Source organism: Streptomyces sp. YS415 (assembly GCF_023544665.1).
In the GTDB taxonomy this organism is placed as follows: Bacteria; Actinomycetota; Actinomycetes; order Streptomycetales; family Streptomycetaceae; genus Streptomyces.
Window position 1 is genome coordinate 92456 of record NZ_JAMJFL010000008.1, and the last position, 15951, is coordinate 108406.

At 72.1% G+C, this 15951-nt stretch carries 16 protein-coding genes; 7 read left to right on the forward strand and 9 right to left on the reverse strand.

Features of this window, described 5'->3' with window-relative positions:
- Positions 1-82: 82 nt before the first annotated feature.
- Genes M8H82_RS12490 through M8H82_RS12510 form a run of 5 tightly spaced genes read right to left on the reverse strand, consistent with a single transcriptional unit; the run spans position 83 to position 5300 of the window.
- Positions 83-955: a glycosyltransferase family 2 protein gene (locus tag M8H82_RS12490; protein ID WP_250073411.1), complete on the reverse strand. Its 873-nt coding sequence runs from the start codon at positions 953-955 to the stop codon at positions 83-85.
- Positions 956-963: 8 nt separating this feature from the next.
- Positions 964-1743, reverse strand: a complete 780-nt coding sequence (locus M8H82_RS12495) for a CDP-alcohol phosphatidyltransferase family protein (protein WP_250073193.1) — start codon at positions 1741-1743, stop codon at positions 964-966.
- Positions 1721-2782, reverse strand: coding sequence for an iron-containing alcohol dehydrogenase family protein (locus tag M8H82_RS12500; RefSeq protein ID WP_250073194.1), 1062 nt, complete (start codon positions 2780-2782; stop codon positions 1721-1723). The genes M8H82_RS12495 and M8H82_RS12500 overlap by 23 nt, the downstream gene beginning before the upstream one ends.
- Positions 2770-3522, reverse strand: coding sequence for a sugar phosphate nucleotidyltransferase (locus M8H82_RS12505; RefSeq protein WP_250073195.1), 753 nt, complete (start codon positions 3520-3522; stop codon positions 2770-2772). Before M8H82_RS12505 ends, M8H82_RS12500 begins: the two co-directional genes overlap by 13 nt.
- On the reverse strand, positions 3519-5300 hold the full coding sequence (locus tag M8H82_RS12510; protein WP_250073196.1) for a DUF5941 domain-containing protein: 1782 nt from the start codon (positions 5298-5300) through the stop codon (positions 3519-3521). Before M8H82_RS12510 ends, M8H82_RS12505 begins: the two co-directional genes overlap by 4 nt.
- 276 nt (positions 5301-5576) lie before the next feature.
- On the opposite strand from M8H82_RS12510, the gene galE reads away from it, so the two are divergent.
- The 3 genes from galE to idi all read left to right on the forward strand — a co-directional run bounded on the left by galE (position 5577) and on the right by idi (position 8375).
- On the forward strand, positions 5577-6542 hold the full coding sequence (gene galE, locus M8H82_RS12515) for a UDP-glucose 4-epimerase GalE (RefSeq protein ID WP_250073197.1): 966 nt from the start codon (positions 5577-5579) through the stop codon (positions 6540-6542).
- Between the two features lie 134 nt (positions 6543-6676).
- Positions 6677-7615, forward strand: coding sequence for a cation diffusion facilitator family transporter (locus tag M8H82_RS12520; protein ID WP_250073199.1), 939 nt, complete (start codon positions 6677-6679; stop codon positions 7613-7615).
- Between the two features lie 166 nt (positions 7616-7781).
- A complete protein-coding gene (gene idi, locus M8H82_RS12525) occupies positions 7782-8375 on the forward strand; it encodes an isopentenyl-diphosphate Delta-isomerase (protein ID WP_250073201.1) in 594 nt (197 codons plus the stop codon).
- A gap of 1 nt (position 8376) precedes the next feature.
- On the opposite strand, the gene M8H82_RS12530 is transcribed toward idi, so the two are convergent.
- On the reverse strand, positions 8377-8853 hold the full coding sequence (locus M8H82_RS12530; RefSeq protein ID WP_250073412.1) for an ATP-binding protein: 477 nt from the start codon (positions 8851-8853) through the stop codon (positions 8377-8379).
- Between the two features lie 174 nt (positions 8854-9027).
- Positions 9028-9687, reverse strand: coding sequence for an HdeD family acid-resistance protein (locus tag M8H82_RS12535; protein WP_250073203.1), 660 nt, complete (start codon positions 9685-9687; stop codon positions 9028-9030).
- A 112-nt stretch (positions 9688-9799) separates the two neighbouring features.
- Between M8H82_RS12535 and M8H82_RS12540 the strand changes: the two genes are divergently transcribed.
- The gene (locus tag M8H82_RS12540; protein WP_250073205.1) at positions 9800-10555 is read left to right on the forward strand and encodes an enoyl-CoA hydratase/isomerase family protein; all 756 of its coding nucleotides are present in this window, start codon (positions 9800-9802) and stop codon (positions 10553-10555) included.
- Here the strand turns inward: M8H82_RS12540 and M8H82_RS12545 are convergent.
- Both M8H82_RS12545 and M8H82_RS12550 read right to left on the reverse strand, forming a co-directional pair.
- Positions 10542-11177, reverse strand: coding sequence for a DJ-1/PfpI family protein (locus M8H82_RS12545; protein ID WP_250073206.1), 636 nt, complete (start codon positions 11175-11177; stop codon positions 10542-10544). The genes M8H82_RS12540 and M8H82_RS12545 overlap by 14 nt on opposite strands.
- Before the next feature lie 19 nt (positions 11178-11196).
- Positions 11197-12156: a GlxA family transcriptional regulator gene (locus M8H82_RS12550; RefSeq protein WP_250073207.1), complete on the reverse strand. Its 960-nt coding sequence runs from the start codon at positions 12154-12156 to the stop codon at positions 11197-11199.
- A gap of 115 nt (positions 12157-12271) precedes the next feature.
- On the opposite strand from M8H82_RS12550, the gene M8H82_RS12555 reads away from it, so the two are divergent.
- The 3 genes from M8H82_RS12555 (at position 12272) to M8H82_RS12560 (ending at position 15827) form a co-directional block, all read left to right on the forward strand.
- The gene (locus tag M8H82_RS12555) at positions 12272-13141 is read left to right on the forward strand and encodes a hypothetical protein (protein WP_250073208.1); all 870 of its coding nucleotides are present in this window, start codon (positions 12272-12274) and stop codon (positions 13139-13141) included.
- An 81-nt stretch (positions 13142-13222) separates the two neighbouring features.
- A complete protein-coding gene (locus M8H82_RS36435; protein WP_256959483.1) occupies positions 13223-13354 on the forward strand; it encodes an LPFR motif small protein in 132 nt (43 codons plus the stop codon).
- Positions 13355-13436: 82 nt separating this feature from the next.
- Complete coding sequence (locus M8H82_RS12560) at positions 13437-15827, forward strand: Tex family protein (RefSeq protein WP_250073209.1); 2391 nt, start codon at positions 13437-13439, stop codon at positions 15825-15827.
- Positions 15828-15951: the final 124 nt, after the last annotated feature.

A 15951-nucleotide genomic window follows, 5' to 3' on the forward strand; every position in this document is an offset into this window, starting at 1 on the left:
GTCTTCGAGATGCGCAGCCTGTGCGGGCATGCCGTGAGCCTGAGGCCTGGGTGCGGACCTCCTGTGCTGTCAGTGAAGCTTCTCAGACGACAGGAGGACGACCCAGCCGGGTCAGCCGCCACACCGTACGCCACTTCATGGGCCGGCGGGGGCCGCACGGGCTCGTCCAGCCTTCCCGGAATCCACCGAACCATGCCCGCAGCGCGGGCCGCGACGGCCTGCGTATCAGCGTGAGCAGCATCCACACGCCCAGGTAGACGGGGACGAGGAGCGCGGGGAGGTTGCGGCGGGCGAGCCAGACGCGGTTGCGGGCGACCATGCGGTGGTAGACCGCGTGCCGGGAGGGAGCGGTCGTGGGGTGGTACAGCACCATGTCGGACCGGTAGTCGATCGACCAGCCCGCGTCGAGGGCCCGCCATGCCAGGTCGGTTTCCTCGTGGGCGTAGAAGAATTCGTCCGGGAGGCCGCCGACTTCGGCGAAGACCTGGGTGCGGACGGCGTTGGCGCCGCCGAGGAAGGTGGTGACCCGGGAGGAGCGCATCGGGTCGGCGGCGCGCAGCCGGGGGACGTGGCGGCGCTGGGTGACGCCCGTCTCCGGGTCGGCGATGCGGAAGCTGACGATGCCGAGCCGGGGGTCCTCGGCGAAGGCCCGGCGGCAGAGCTCGGCGGTGTCGTGCTGGGCGAGGAGCCCGTCGTCGTCGAGGAAGAGCAATATGTCGACGTCGCGGCCGCTGGGGCCGAAGGCCTCGATGCCGACATTGCGACCGCCGGGGATGCCGAGGTTCTCCTGCAGCTCGATGGTGCGGACGCCCTCGGGCACGTCCGGGACCGGCGAGCCGTTGCCGACCACGACCACCTCGACGCGGTCGCCGTCCTGCTTGGCGATCGAGTCGAGGAGGGCGCGCAGTTCGTCGGGGCGGTTGCCCATGGTGATGACGACCGCCCCGACCTTCATCGGGGCACTCACTTCAGCCTGCTCGACGCGAGGATGGACACCAGGTGCAGCAGCGTCTGCACCAGCGCGATGCCGGCGAGTACGGCGACACCGAGCCGCGAGTAGAACAGGTCGCCGCGCAGCTGGTCCACGATCGCCAGGACCAGGATCAGCAGCGACGCCTCGATGCCGAGGATCAGCCGGTGGAACTGCAGGGCGGCGGCGGCGCGGCGGGCCAGTGCCATCCCGGAGGAGCGCATCTCGGCGGCGGCCTCCTTGACCGGCGGCAGCCCGCCCTGGTGCCGGGCGACCTGGACCAGGTCGGTCTCGGCCTTGATCAGGATGGCGCCGAGCGCGGCCAGCGTGCCGAGGAAGGCCCACAGCCAGTCGATGCGGCCGGTGCCCCACACGTCGGCGGCGCGCAGCCCGAAGCCGACGAGGACGGCGGCGTCGGTGAGGTAGGCGCCGACCCGGTCGAGGTAGACGCCGTTGAGCGAGTACTGCTTCTTCCAGCGGGCGATCTCGCCGTCGACGCAGTCCAGCAGCAGATACATCTGCACGCAGACCACGCCGAGCACGGCGCCCGCGATCCCCGGCACGAGCAGTGCCGGGGCCGCGAGCACACCGAAGACGGTCATCAGGTACGTGAGCTGGTTGGGCGTCACCCTGGTGTTGACCAGGTAGCGGTCCACCCGCAGGGACACCTCACGCATGTAGAGGCGCCCCATCCAGTGCTCACCGCTGCGCCGGTCCTTCACCCCCGCGGGGTGGACGACCGGACGGAGTTCAGCTACCGATGGCCTTGACATAGTCGGTGTACATGTCCTTGATCTGTTCGGTGGTCAGGTCGAGGTGTTCGAGGATCGTGAAGCGGCCGGGGCGGGTCTGCGGGGCGAACTCCACGGCCCGGACGAACTCGTCCGGGGTGAAGCCGATCTCCTCCGGCAGCACCGGGAGCCCGTGCCGGCGCAGCACCTCGGCCATGTAGGCGGACTCTTCGTGGGCTCCGCGCAGGAACATCGCGAAGGCCGCGCCCAGTCCGCACTGTTCGCCGTGGGCGGCGGCGCGCCTGGGGTAGAGCAGGTCGAACGCGTGGTTGATCTCGTGGCAGGCGCCGGAGGACGGGCGGGAGTCGCCCGACACCGACATGGCGATGCCGCTGAGCACCAGCGCCTCGGCGAGCACCTGGAGGAAGTCCGTGTCCCCGATGCCGCCGGGGTGCCTGAGGACCGCCTCGCCGGCCTGCCGGGCGATCGCGGCGGCGAGGCCGTCGATCTTCTCGCCCTTGACGCGGTTGGCGAGTTCCCAGTCGGCGATCGCCGAGATGTTGGAGATCGCGTCCCCGATGCCCGCGCGCACGAAGCGCACCGGGGCCTCGCGGATGACGTCGAGGTCGATGACGACCGCGATCGGGTTCGGGACGCCGTAAGAGCCGCGCCCGGCGTCATTGTCGAGGGTGGCGACCGGCGAGCACAGGCCGTCGTGCGCCAGGTTCGTCGGTACGGCGACCAGCGGGAGGCCCACGCGTGCAGCGGCGAACTTGGCGCAGTCGATGATCTTGCCGCCGCCGAGGCCGACGACCGCGTCGTAGTGGCCGGCCTTTATGTCACTGGCCAGCCGGACCGCGTCGTCGAGGGTGCCGCCGCCGACCTCGTACCAGGTGGCGCCGGACAGCGAGGGCGCGAGGCGCTCCCGCAGCTTGGCGCCGGAACCGCCGCTGACGGCGATGGCGAGCCTGCCGGAGTGGGAGATGCGCTCGTCGGCGAGGACGCCGACCAGGTCGTCCAGGGCACCCGGACGGATGTCGACGACGACCGGCGCGGGGATGAGCCGGGTCAGTAGAGGCACGCGATCTCCCGTCCCCGGGCGAGATCGTCGTGGTTGTCGATCTCCACCCACTGAACGTCGCCGATCGGCGCCGTGTCGATCGTGAAGCCGCGGTTCACGAGCTCCTGGTAGCCGTGCTCGTAGAACTGCTGCGGGTCGGTCTCCCAGACCGTCTTCAGGGCGTCGGCCAGCTCGGTGGCGGCGTCCCCCTCGATCAGGGTGACGCCGATGTACTCGCCGGTGGCCTCGGCCGGGTCCATCAGCTTGGTGATCTTCGTGACGCCCCTGTCGGGGTCCACGACGACCTTCATCTCCTCGTCCGCGAGCGACTTCACGGTGTCCAGGGCGAGGATGATCTTCTTGCCGTCGCCGCGGGCGGCGAGCAGCGTCTTCTCGACGGAGACGGGGTGCACGGTGTCGCCGTTGGCGAGGATCACGCCGTCCTTGAGGGCGTCACGGCCGCACCACAGGGAGTAGGCGTTGTTCCACTCCTCGGCCTTGTCGTTGTCGATGAGGGTCAGCTTGAGGCCGTACTTCGCCTCCAGGGCCGCCTTGCGCTCGTAGACGGCCTCCTTGCGGTAGCCGACGATGATCGCGACCTCGGTGAGACCGATCTCGGCGAAGTTGCCGAGGGTGAGGTCGAGAACCGTGGGTTCGCCTTCTATGCCCGCGGGGCCCACCGGCACCAGAGCCTTGGGAAGGCTGTCGGTGTAGGGGCGCAGACGCCGTCCGGCGCCGGCCGCCAGCACGAGGCCGATCATGCGGGTTCTCCTTCATCGTGTACGGCAGGGGCTCCAGCGGAGACCCAGAAGCGGATGCTCTCCACGAGCACCACGAGCGCGACGGCCACGGCCAGCGCCGTGAGTGCGACCGGGAACTGCGAGGCGGTGAGCACCGCGGCAAGAACGGTGACGACCAGCGTCCGTCCGTCGTGCCCCCCGACGGCGCGCACCAGCCAGGCCGGGGGTGCTCCGGCGTTGCCGCGGATGCGGTACACCGTGTCGTAGTGATGGTAGGCGACGGCGGCCACCAGACCGAAAGCCGCAGGAAGGGCTCCGTTCACCTCGCTCCTGGCCGCGAGGATGAGGACGGTGCCGTATTCGGCGGCCCGGAAGACCGGGGGGACGAGCCAGTCGAGGGCGCCCTTGAGGGGGCGGCCGACGGCGGCGGCGGAGCACACGACGTAGCCGACGGCGCCCAGGACGGTCTGCCAGCCGGCCCCCCACACCGCAGCCGAGCCCGTCACCAGCACGGCGCCGATCAGGGCCGCCACCAGCGCGTTGGGCGACCGGGTAAGGATCTTGGCGGGCAGCAGCTCGGTCAGCGGTCCGCTGTCCGCCAGGTCGGCCAGCGCCCGGGCGGCCCGGTCGGTGCGGACGGCCTTGCGGGTCAGGGAGCGAAGCACGCGGCCCGCCGTGGTGTAGGCCGCCGCGAAGGCGCACCCGACGAGCAGGGCGTAGAAGGTGATCCGCGGGGTGGTGAGTGCGGTCAGGACGGCGATCATCGCCCAGCGCTCGCCGATGGGGAGCACGATCATGCGGCGCACCCAGACCGTCCAGCCGACGCTGTCGAGCTTGTCGGAGAGGGCTGCGGTGGGGCTGGTGTTGGCGGTGGCGTCGTGATTCGCCTCGTTGAAGGAGAAGTCCACGACGTGCCGGCAGGTCTGCAGGACCATCGCGCCGAGGGCGAGCGCCCATACGTCGTCACTGCCGCCGCCCCGGGCGGCTCCGAGCGCGAGGCCGGCGTAGTAGGCGTACTCCTTGGCTCGGTCGAAGGTGGCGTCCAGCCAGGCGCCGAGCGTGGAGTACTGCAGGGAGTAGCGGGCGAGCTGGCCGTCGGTGCAGTCCAGCACGAAGGAGAACAGCAGCAGCACACCGGCCGCGACGAAGCCACCGCGGGTGCCGGTGGCCGCGCAGCCCGCGGCTATGAGCGCGGTGAGCAGGGACGCGGTGGTGACCTGGTTCGGGGTCAGGCCCCGGCGGGCGCACCAGCGCGCGAGGTAGCGCGAGTAGGGGCTGATGCAGAAGGTGGTGAAGAAGCCGTCGCGGGCCTTGACGGCCGACTTCAGGCGTACGGCCTCGTCGTCGACGGCGGCGACGGCCTGCCGTGCCTCGTTGCGGACCTGGGGGTCGGCGGGGACCTCGGCGACGAGGCTGCCCAGCTCGGGGCGGTGCACGTCGGTGTCGAGCGCCTCGACGAGCCGGTCGGCGAGGCTGTCCACGAGGGTGGTGCCGGCAGCGGAGTTCTCGCGGGCCAGCGCCCGGGTCAGGGCCTGGCGGGCGGCGGGCTGGGCCGTGAGGGCCCCCGGGATCGCGGCGAGCGGGAAGCGGGGGTCGGTCAGGCCGAGGCGCAGCGCGTGCACATGGCCGACGAAGCGGGCGTCGACCACGGCGACCCGCTCCCGGCTCGGCACCTGGGCCAGCAGTGTCTCGGCCTCCGCGGCGTCGGCGGCGGTGCGGACGTCGAAGCCGAGGGAGCGCAGGTCGCCCTCGATCGGCGATCCGGGCACCGGCTGGCCGGTGAGGATGGCGGTCGACAACCGAACTCACTCCCTGGGTGCCGACGCGCGGGCGCCGGTCATTGACATGGTGGGGCGCCCCTGGTCCGTGACACCCGGGCGGCATGTCGGCAGAGGCTATCGGATACCGGGAACGCGGCGTTCACCGCCCGTTTCACGGCCCGATCGACGTGGTTCGCTCACGCCGTGCCGCGATCATCATCGGGGAAACGGGGCCCGGCCGACAAACTGCACTGCCAGAGCGGACATGTGACGCATTTCCTTCGGCCGCGGGGGCTGAGCATAGGGTGGGCGACCATGACATGGCTGATCACAGGCGGGGCGGGGTACATCGGGGCCCACGTCGCGCGGGCGATGACCGACGCCGGGGAGCGCGTGCTGGCGCTGGACGATCTGTCGGCCGGGGTGCCCGCGCGGCTGCCGGACGGAGTGCCGCTGATCAAGGGCTCGTCCCTCGACGGTGACCTGCTCCGGCGGGTGCTCGCGGAGCACGCGGTGACGGGTGTGGTGCATCTCGCCGCCCGCAAGCAGGTCGGCGAGTCCGTGGACCGGCCCACCCGCTACTACCGGGAGAACGTGGGCGGTCTGGCCACGCTCCTGGACGCGGTCGCCGAGGCCGGGGTCCGGCGGCTGGTCTTCTCCTCCTCGGCCGCCGTCTACGGCAACCCCGATGTGGATCTCATCACCGAGGACACCCCGTGCGCCCCGGTGAACCCGTACGGCGAGACGAAGCTCACCGGCGAGTGGCTGGTGCGGGCCGCCGGACGGGCCCACGGGATATCCACCGTCTGCCTGCGCTACTTCAACGTGGCCGGCGCAGCCGCGCCCGAGCTCGCCGACACCGGGGTGTTCAACATCGTGCCGATGGTCTTCGACCGGCTCACCCGCGACGAGGCGCCCCGGATCTTCGGCGACGACTATCCGACGCCGGACGGCACCTGCATCCGCGACTACATCCACGTCGCCGACCTCGCCGAGGCCCACCTGGCCGCGGCCCGGCGCCTGACCGGCCTGAGCGGCGACCTCACGGTCAACATCGGCCGCGGCGAGGGCGTCTCGGTGCGCGAGCTGATCGACGTCATCGGCGAGGTCACCGGCGACGCCCGGCCGCCCGTCGTCGAGGACCGCCGCCCCGGGGACGCGCCCCGGGCGGTCGCCTCGGCCGCGCGCGCCGCCGAGGAGCTCGGCTGGACCGCCCGCCGCTCGGTGCGCGAGATGGTCGACTCCGCCTGGCGCGGCTGGCTGCTGCACCACCGCGGCTGATCGCCCAGCGCTCTGACCTGCGGATCGTTTCCGCAGGTCAGAGCATATGACAACGGTGTTCAGTGCCGCGTTGCCCGATACCCCCCACCCGTAGTTCACTGTGATCCGGAAGCGATGACAGGAGGCGGCTCTCCATGGGGGCTGGGCACGATCACGGGCACGCGCACGGCGGTCACGCCGGCGGTACGGCGACCGCGGCGTACCGCGGCAGGCTGCGCATCGCGCTGTCGATCACGCTCACCGTGATGGTGGTCGAGATCGTCGGCGGGGTGCTCGCCGATTCGCTCGCCCTCGTCGCGGACGCCGCGCACATGGCGACCGACGCGGTGGGGCTCGCCATGGCGCTGCTGGCGATCCACTTCGCGAACCGTCCGGCGACCGGCAACCGCACCTTCGGCTTCGCCCGCGCCGAGATCCTCGCCGCGCTGGCCAATTGCCTGCTGCTGCTCGGCGTCGGCAGCTATGTCCTGTACGAGGCGATCCAGCGGTTCATCACGCCGGCCGAGACCGAGGGCGGGCTGACCATCGTGTTCGGCGCGATCGGCCTGGTCGCGAACATGATCTCGCTCACGCTGCTGATGCGCGGCCAGAAGGAGAGCCTGAACGTCCGCGGGGCGTTCCTGGAGGTGGCCGCCGACGCGCTCGGCTCGCTGGCGGTGCTGATCTCCGCGGTGGTGATCCTGACGACCGGCTGGCAGGCGGCGGACCCGATCGCCTCGCTCGTCATCGGCCTGATGATCGTGCCGCGGACCGTGAAGCTGCTGCGCGAGACCCTCGACGTCCTGCTGGAGGCGGCTCCCAAGGGCGTCGACATGATGGAGGTGCGGTCCCACATACTGGCCCTGGACGGGGTGGAGGACGTGCACGACCTGCACGCCTGGACCATCACCTCAGGCATGCCGGTGCTCTCCGCGCACGTGGTCGTCAGCTCCGAGGCGCTCAGCGGGATCGGACACGAGAAGATGCTCCACGAACTCCAGGGGTGCCTGGGCGACCACTTCGACGTGGAGCACTGCACCTTCCAGCTGGAGCCCAGCGGGCACGCCGAGCACGAGGCGCGGCTCTGCCACTGAATCCGGTGCGCGAGGGAGCGCGGCGGTCCGGCGCGCGGCGGCGTCTTCACTCCCGCGGCCGGGCGGCGCCAGGGTTCCGCGTTCGCCGCGCCGGGCACGCTCAACTGCCGGGAGTGCCGGATTCGTGCGGCACACTTGTGGCGCACAACCGATGTGAAGGATGGGTATGCCGATCACACCTGCCGCCGCGACGCACGCCTCGCCGAACGGCACCGCAGCCGAGATCCTGCTCGAACTGGTCGACGAGAACGGTGTGACGATCGGCACCGCGGAGAAGCTCGCCGCCCACCAGCCCCCGGGACGGCTGCACCGCGCCTTCTCCGTGTTCCTCTTCGACGAGCGGGGCCGGCTGCTGCTGCAGCAGCGGGCGCTGGGCAAGTACCACTCCCCCGGGGTGTGGTCCAACACCTGCTGCGGCCACCCCTACCCCGGCGAGGCGCCCTTCGCGGCGGCGGCCCGCCGCACGTACGAGGAGCTCGGGGTGTCGCCGTCGCTGATGGCGGAGGCGGGCACGGTCCGCTACAACCACCCCGACCCGGACTCGGGCCTGGTGGAGCAGGAGTACAACCACCTCTTCGTGGGCATGGTGCAGTCCCCGCTGCGCCCCGACCCGGAGGAGGTCGGGGACACCGCCTTCGTGACGCCCGCCGAGCTCGCGGAGCGGCACGCCGGGAACGCCTTCTCGTCGTGGTTCATGACCGTGCTGGACGCGGCCCGTCCCGCGGTCCGGGAGCTGACGGGCCCGTCCGCCGGCTGGTGAGCTAAGGCACGTGCGCGGGCTTGAGCGGCAGGGCGGCCCAGATCACCTTGCCGCCGCTCGCGGTGTGCTCGACGTCGCAGACGCCGCCCGCCTCCTGGGTGACCTCCCGTACCAGCAGCAGCCCGCGCCCGCCGGTCTGGCCGTGGTCGGCCTCCAGGGCGGTCGGCCGGTAGGGGTGGTTGTCCTCCACGGCCACCCGCACCCACTCGGCACCGACGGCGACCTCCACGGCGAGCATCGGGGACAGCAGCGCCGCGTGCCGGACGGCGTTGGTGACCAGTTCCGAGACGATCAGCAGCAGGGCGTGGACCTGGTCGTCCGTCAGCGGCACCCCCTGGCGGTACAGCAGATCCCGTACGGCGTGCCGCGCCTGCGGGACGGAAGCGTCGACGGCCGAGGCGGTGAACCGCCACACACCCTCGTAGGGCAGTGGGTCCTCTGTTGGACGTGGGGCCGGCCCGCGCCCATGGTTCTCCATCGTCCGGTCGCCACCCTCGCACTCGATTGTCGCCACGTGTCGAGTGTTGGTTCCGAGCCGCTCCGGTCCATGGAACTGAACACAAGTCAGCGATTTTCGAGCGCTTTCTGATCGATGACGCGTGACGAAGTCAGGTGCGGGACCGGTCCTGTCCCCCTGTGCCGACATTACGAACTATTCGGGTTGTACGGGTTTGGTGGTGCTGGGTGCGGGGGTGTCAGGCGCGGGGGCGCCGGGCTCCTTGGTCCCGGACTTCGCAGACTCCCTGGCCTCGGCGTCCATCGCGTCGGAGACCATCCCCACCACACGCCGGCCGCCGTAGCCCGTGGCGATGAGCCCGAGCCCGTCGAAGAGCAGGGCGAGCGCGAAGAAGGTGCCGATGACGTACTTGCTGCTGCTCGGCCAGGACGCCAGCACCAGGATGCCCAGCAGCAGGTCGAAGGCGCCCTGGATCAGCGTCCAGCCGAACTGCGGTCCGCGCACCACCGCGCTGCCCACCAGCCGGAACACCCCGCCGGTGAGGAACAGCAGCGCGGCGAACATGGTCAGCGCCTCGGCCGCCGCCTCCGGTTTGGTGATGATCACGACACCGGCCGCGATGTTCAGCGCCGCGACCACCACCCCGAGCCAGAAGAAGTTGGTTCCGCGGGCCTGGACGGCGTGCAGCAGGCCGACGGCGCCGCCGATCAGCAGCAGCCAGCCGAACAGCAGCATCGAGGTCAGCGTGGCGGCGGCCGTGTAGACCAAGCCGACCAGACCGGCGACGACGAGGATCACGCCGAGCACGGTGAGCCGGCCGAAACCGCGGCGCATCTCCTGGGTGGACTCGCTCATCGGCGTCTCCTTCGTCGTCCGCAGCCTCCGGGTCCCCTTCGTACCCTGGGTCGTAACGCTGCGCGTCGCCCTTCCTGACCGGCCGTCCGACGCGGCGGATAGCATCCGCCCCATGGAGCCCCAGCTGCTGCACGGCGTCACCGACTCGGTCGCCACCGTCGTCATCCATCACCCCGAGAAGCGCAACGCCATGACCTCGGCGATGTGGGCCGCGCTGCCGCCGCTGCTGGACACCCTGGCGGCCGATCCGCGGGTCCGGGCGCTGGTGCTGACCGGGGCGGGCGGCACCTTCTGCGCGGGGGCGGACATCGGCGCGCTCCAGCACACGCCCGAGGAGGCGCAGGGCCTCGCCCGGCACGCCGAGGACGCGCTCGCGGCGTTCCCGAAGCCGACGCTCGCCGCCGTGCGCGGACACTGCGTGGGCGGTGGCACCCAGCTCGCCGCGGCCTGCGATCTGCGGTTCGCCGAGGAGGGGGCGCTGTTCGGGGTGACGCCGGCGAAGCTGGGCATCGTCTACCCGGCCTCCTCCACCCGGCGACTGGTGGCGCTGACCAGCCCGGCGACCGCCAAGTACCTGCTGTTCTCCGGCGAGTTGATCGACCCCGCGCGGGCGCTGCGCACGGGACTCGTCGACGAGGTGCTGCCCGCGGGCGAACTGGACAAGCGGGTGGCCGAGTTCACCCGCATCCTGGTCAGCCGCTCGCAGCTGACGCAGGCGGCGGCCAAGGAGTTCGCCGACGGCCGCCCGGACCGGGACGCCCACTGGCTGGCGCAGGCGCGCGGCAGCGACGACCTCACGGAGGGGGTCGCCGCGTTCCTCCAGCGCCGGCCGCCGCGCTTCACCTGGAGCGTGCCTACGTCAGGATGAACCGGCTGGTGGCGCGGAACTCCGCCACCAGGTGCGCGGGCGCCTTCTCGGGCGATCCGGCGTCGTAGGGCGGCTGCGGGTCGTACTCCGTGAGCAGCTGTACGGCCTGGGCGTGTTCGTCTCCCGCGATGCGCCCGAGCAGGGTCAGGCCCATGTCGATGCCGGAGGAGACACCGGCGGCGGTGACGTACTTGCCGTCGAAGACGACCCGCTCCCCGGTGGGCTCGGCGCCGAACCGCTTCAGGTGGTCCAGGGCCAGCCAGTGGGAGGTCGCCCGGCGCCCCCGCAGCAGCCCCGCCGCGGCCAGCAGCAGGGAGCCGGTGCACACGGACGTCGTCCAGGTACTGGTGGCGTCGGCGGCGCGCAGCCAGTCCAGCAGCGCCGTGTTCTCCATCTGCGGGGTCTGGCCGGGGCCGCCCGGCACGATCACGATGTCCGGGCCCGGCACCTCGGCGAGGGTCCGGTCGGCGGTGAGCGCGAGCTTCCCGGTGTCACTGCGGACGGGACCGGTCCGCTCGGCCACGAAGACGGTCTCCGCGTCGGGCAGGCGGCCGAGGGTCTCGTAGGGGCCCACGGCGTCGAGGGCGGTGAAGCGGTCGAAGAGGACGATGGCGATCTGCATCGGGGGCCTTTCGTCGGCGTCAGTACGCGGGTGCGGGTCGGAAGCGGCGGCGGTACTCCGCCGGGGCCGTGCCGAGGGCCTTCAGGAAGGCCCGGCGCATGGCCTCGGGGGTGCCGTAGCCGCTGGCTCGGCTGATCTCCTCGACGCCCGCGGCGGTGTCCTCCAGGAGGCGGCGGGCGTGTTCCAGGCGGACCCGGTCGACATAGCGGCCGGGGGTGGTGCCGGTCTCGGCGCGGAAGGCCCGGGCGAAGTGGCGCGGGGAGAGCCCCGCGCGGGCGGCGAGCGCCTCGACGGCCAGGTCCTCGGCCGGGTGCTCGCTGATCCACTGCTGGACGTCCCGGAGCGGTTCACGGCGGGCTGTCTGGGCGGCGAGCTGAGCGCTGAACTGGGCCTGGTTGCCCGGCCGGCGCAGGAAGACGACCAGGTGGCGGGCGACGGTCAGGGCGGTGTCCCGGCCGAGGTCCTCCTCGACCAGGGCGAGTGCGAGGTCGATGCCCGCGGTGACGCCGGCCGAGGTGGCGACCGGTCCGTCACGGACGTAGATGGGGTCGGGGTCGACGTCGATCGCCGGGTGGTCGCGGGCGAGCTTGGCGCAGTACGCCCAGTGGGTCGTCGCCCGGCGGCCGTCCAGCAGTCCGGCCTCGGCGAGCAGGATGGCCCCGGTGCACACGGAGACGAGGCGTTCGGCGCGCGGTCCGTGCTCGCGCAGCCAGGCGGTCAGCCGCGGGTCGGGAGCCCGGGTGCCCTGGCCGCCCGGGACGAGAAGGGTGTGCGGGCCGGGCGCGTCCGCGAAGGAGGTGTCCGGTACGAGGGTCAGGCCGCTGGAGGTGCGGACGGGGCCGCCGTCCAGGGAGGCCGTACGGATGCGGTAGGTGCCCGGCGCCTGGTGCTCCGCGCCCGTGAAGACCTCCAGCGGGCCGGTGACGTCGAGGCTCTGCACACCGTCGAAGAGGACCAGGAGAACCGTTCGCTGCGCCATGCCCACGATTCTTCGCGGGTGCGCTCACGGCCGCAATGACGAGTTCCCCACCTTTCCTGCCACCTGCGGTCACCCTCTGGACCTGGGATACCAAGCGGTCGGTAACCTGCCGGGCATGACTACAGCCGCCCTGGACCCGCGCGCGGGCCGCCGCTGCCACAACGCCCTCAACACGCTGCACTCCATGCACTACTTCGCACCCGAGCTGGGCGAGGAAGCGGGCGCCCTGGGGATCACCCACCCCAAGGCCGTGAACTTCGCGGTGCGGTCCGCCGCCCTCGGCGCCGTCGGGCCAGGGACGGTCGCGGCGACCTTCTACAACTACAAGTACGAGGCCGTGGCCCGGCACGTCCCCGCCGTCTGGCGGACCGCCGCCCCGGAGCAGGTGCTCGCCGCACGCGCGCGTGCCGTCGACGCCATGCTGCGCCGGCTGCTCGGCGCGGAGATCATCGCCTCCGCGGAGCTGGCCGAGGCGGCGGAGCTGGCGCTGCGCGCCACCGAGGCCTGCTCGCGCCACGCCCGGCCGCTGTACGCCGCCCACGCGGACCTGCCGGTCCCCGAGGAGCCGCACATGGCGTACTTCCATGCCGCCACGCTGCTGCGCGAGCACCGGGGCGACGGGCATCTCGTCGCGCTGGTGGCCGCGGAGCTCGACGGCCTGGAGGCGCTGGTGACGCACACCGCGACCGGCCGGGGCTTCACCCCGAAGTGGCAGCTCGCCACGCGCGGCTGGAACCAGGACGAGTGGGACGCGGCCTGCGCCCGCCTGCGCGCGCGTGGCCTGCTCGACGACTCGGACGAACTGACCGAGGAGGGCGTCGCCCTGCGCGACCGCGTCGAGCGCGAGACGGACCGCCTGGACCGGGCCCCCTACGAGCACTTGGGCGCGCAGGGCGTGGCCCGGCTGACGGAGCTGGGCGGCGGTTTCGTCCGTACCGCACTGGCCGCGGGCGCCTTCCCCGCCGACCTGATCGGCAAGGCGTGATCGCACCACACGCATGATCGAGAGCGCACGAGGTACCCGATCCCCCACGGCCGACGTGGCCGCAGAGGAAAGGGGAAGCTTGTGTTCCGCGCTATTGCAGACGTTCTTCGCCAGATCGGTGGCGCCATCGCCACCGTCGTGACCCTGCCCTTCCGGGCGCTCGCCCGGCTCTTCGGCGGCGCGTCCGGCAGCGCGCGGGGCCGCAGGGCCTGACCCGGCCCCGCCCTGATCCCCAATTGTCGGTGTCACCTGCCACAATTGCCGCGCAACCTCAGTGAGAAGGCGGTACGGGATCGTGACGACACCCGGATCCAGCGGGTCCAAGGCAGCAGGGTCCATCGAAAGCAGGATCGCCGAGGAACTCGGCGTGCGGGAGCGGCAGGTGAAGGCCGCCGTGGAACTGCTCGACGGCGGTTCGACGGTGCCCTTCATCGCCCGCTACCGCAAGGAAGCGACCGAGATGCTCGACGATGCGCAGTTGCGCACGCTCGAGGAGCGGCTGCGCTACCTGCGGGAGCTGGAGGAGCGCCGGACGGCGATCCTGGAGTCCGTGCGTGAGCAGGGCAAGCTCACCGACGAGCTGGAGGCGCGGATCCTGGGCGCCGAGACCAAGGCGCGCCTGGAGGACATCTATCTGCCCTTCAAGCCCAAGCGGCGGACCAAGGCGCAGATCGCGCGCGAGGCGGGCCTGGAGGCGCTCGCCGACGGGCTGCTCGGGGACCCGGGTGTCGAGCCCCTGGCCGCGGCCGCCGCGTTCGTCGACGCCGACAAGGGCGTGGCCGATCCGCAGGCCGCCCTCGACGGCGCCCGGGCGATCCTCACCGAGCGGTTCTCCGAGGACGCCGACCTGATCGGCGAACTCCGGGAGCGCATGTGGGTGCGCGGGCGGCTGGTCGCCAAGGTGCGCGAGGGCAAGGAGGAGGCGGGCGCCAAGTTCGCCGACTACTTCGACTTCGCCGAGCCGTTCACCGCGCTGCCCTCGCACCGGACCCTGGCCATGCTGCGCGGCGAGAAGGAGGAGGTCCTCGACCTCGTCCTGGAGCCGGAGGAGCCGACGGACGGGCCGTCCTCGTACGAGGGCATCGTCGCCGCCCGGTTCGGGATCGCCGACCGCGGCCGGCCCGGCGACAAGTGGCTGAAGGACACCGTCCGCTGGGCCTGGCGGACCCGGCTCCTGGTGCACCTGGGCATCGACATGCGGCTGCGGCTGCGCACGGCAGCCGAGGACGAGGCGGTCGACGTCTTCGCCGCGAACCTGCGGGACCTGCTGCTCGCCGCGCCGGCCGGCACGCGCGCGACGCTCGGCCTGGACCCCGGTTTCCGTACGGGCGTGAAGGTGGCCGTGGTCGACGCGACCGGCAAGGTCGTCGCCACCGACGTCATCCACCCGCACGTCCCGGCCAACAAGTGGGACGAGGCGATCGCCAGGCTGGCCCGGCTCGCCAAGGAGCACGCGGTCGAGCTGATCGCCATCGGCAACGGCACCGCCTCCCGCGAGACCGACAAGCTCGCGGGCGAACTCATCACCAAGCACCCCGAGTTGAAGCTCACCAAGGTGATGGTGTCCGAGGCCGGCGCCTCCGTGTACTCGGCCTCCGCGTTCGCCTCGCAGGAGCTGCCCGACATGGACGTGTCGCTGCGCGGCGCCGTCTCCATCGCCCGCCGCCTCCAGGACCCCCTGGCCGAGCTGGTGAAGATCGACCCGAAGTCGATCGGCGTCGGCCAGTACCAGCACGACCTGTCCGAGGTGAAGCTGTCGCGCTCCCTGGACGCGGTGGTGGAGGACTGTGTGAACGGCGTCGGCGTCGACGTGAACACCGCGTCCGCCCCCCTGCTTTCCCGGGTCTCCGGCATCACCTCCGGACTCGCCGAGAACATCGTGGCGCACCGCGACGCCAACGGTCCCTTCGCCTCCCGCTCCGAGCTGAAGAAGGTCCCCCGGCTCGGCCCCAAGGCGTACGAGCAGTGCGCGGGCTTCCTGCGGATCCGGGGCGGCGCCGACCCGCTGGACGCCTCCAGCGTGCACCCGGAGGCCTACCCGGTGGTCCGGCGGATGGTGAAGACCTCCGGCCAGGACGTGGCGTCCCTCATCGGGAACACCGGTGTGCTGCGCTCCCTCAGGCCGCAGGAGTTCGTGGACGAGACGTTCGGTCTGCCGACCGTGACCGACATCCTCAAGGAACTGGAGAAGCCCGGGCGCGACCCGCGGCCCGCGTTCAAGACGGCCACCTTCAAGGAGGGCGTCGAGAAGATCTCCGACCTGTCGTCGGGGATGGTCCTGGAGGGCGTCGTCACCAATGTCGCCGCCTTCGGCGCCTTCGTCGACGTCGGTGTCCACCAGGACGGCCTGGTGCACGTCTCCGCGATGTCGAAGACGTTCGTCAAGGACCCGCGCGACGTCGTCAAGCCGGGTGACATCGTGAAGGTCAAGGTCCTCGACATCGACATCCCGCGCAAGCGGATCTCGCTGACGCTGCGCCTGGACGACGAGGCCGCCGCCCAGGGCCAGGCGGGCGGCGGCGGTGAGCGCCGTCAGCAGCGCGGCGGGCGTCCGCCGCAGCAGCGCCAGGGACGCGGCGGCGGTGGCGGCAACACCGCGCGCCAGGCGCCGCCTCCGGCGAACAGCGCGATGGCCGACGCGCTGCGGCGCGCGGGCCTGGCGGAGCCGAAGAAGGGCAAGCGCTGACCGGCGGCCCGGCCTCTCCCCCGTGGAGAGGCCGGGCCATTGGGCCGTGTGCAGCAACACGGCGGGCCCGCGGGTGCGGGGCACAGCAGGCTGGACCGCGACCGACCAGCCCTTCCCGGGAGTG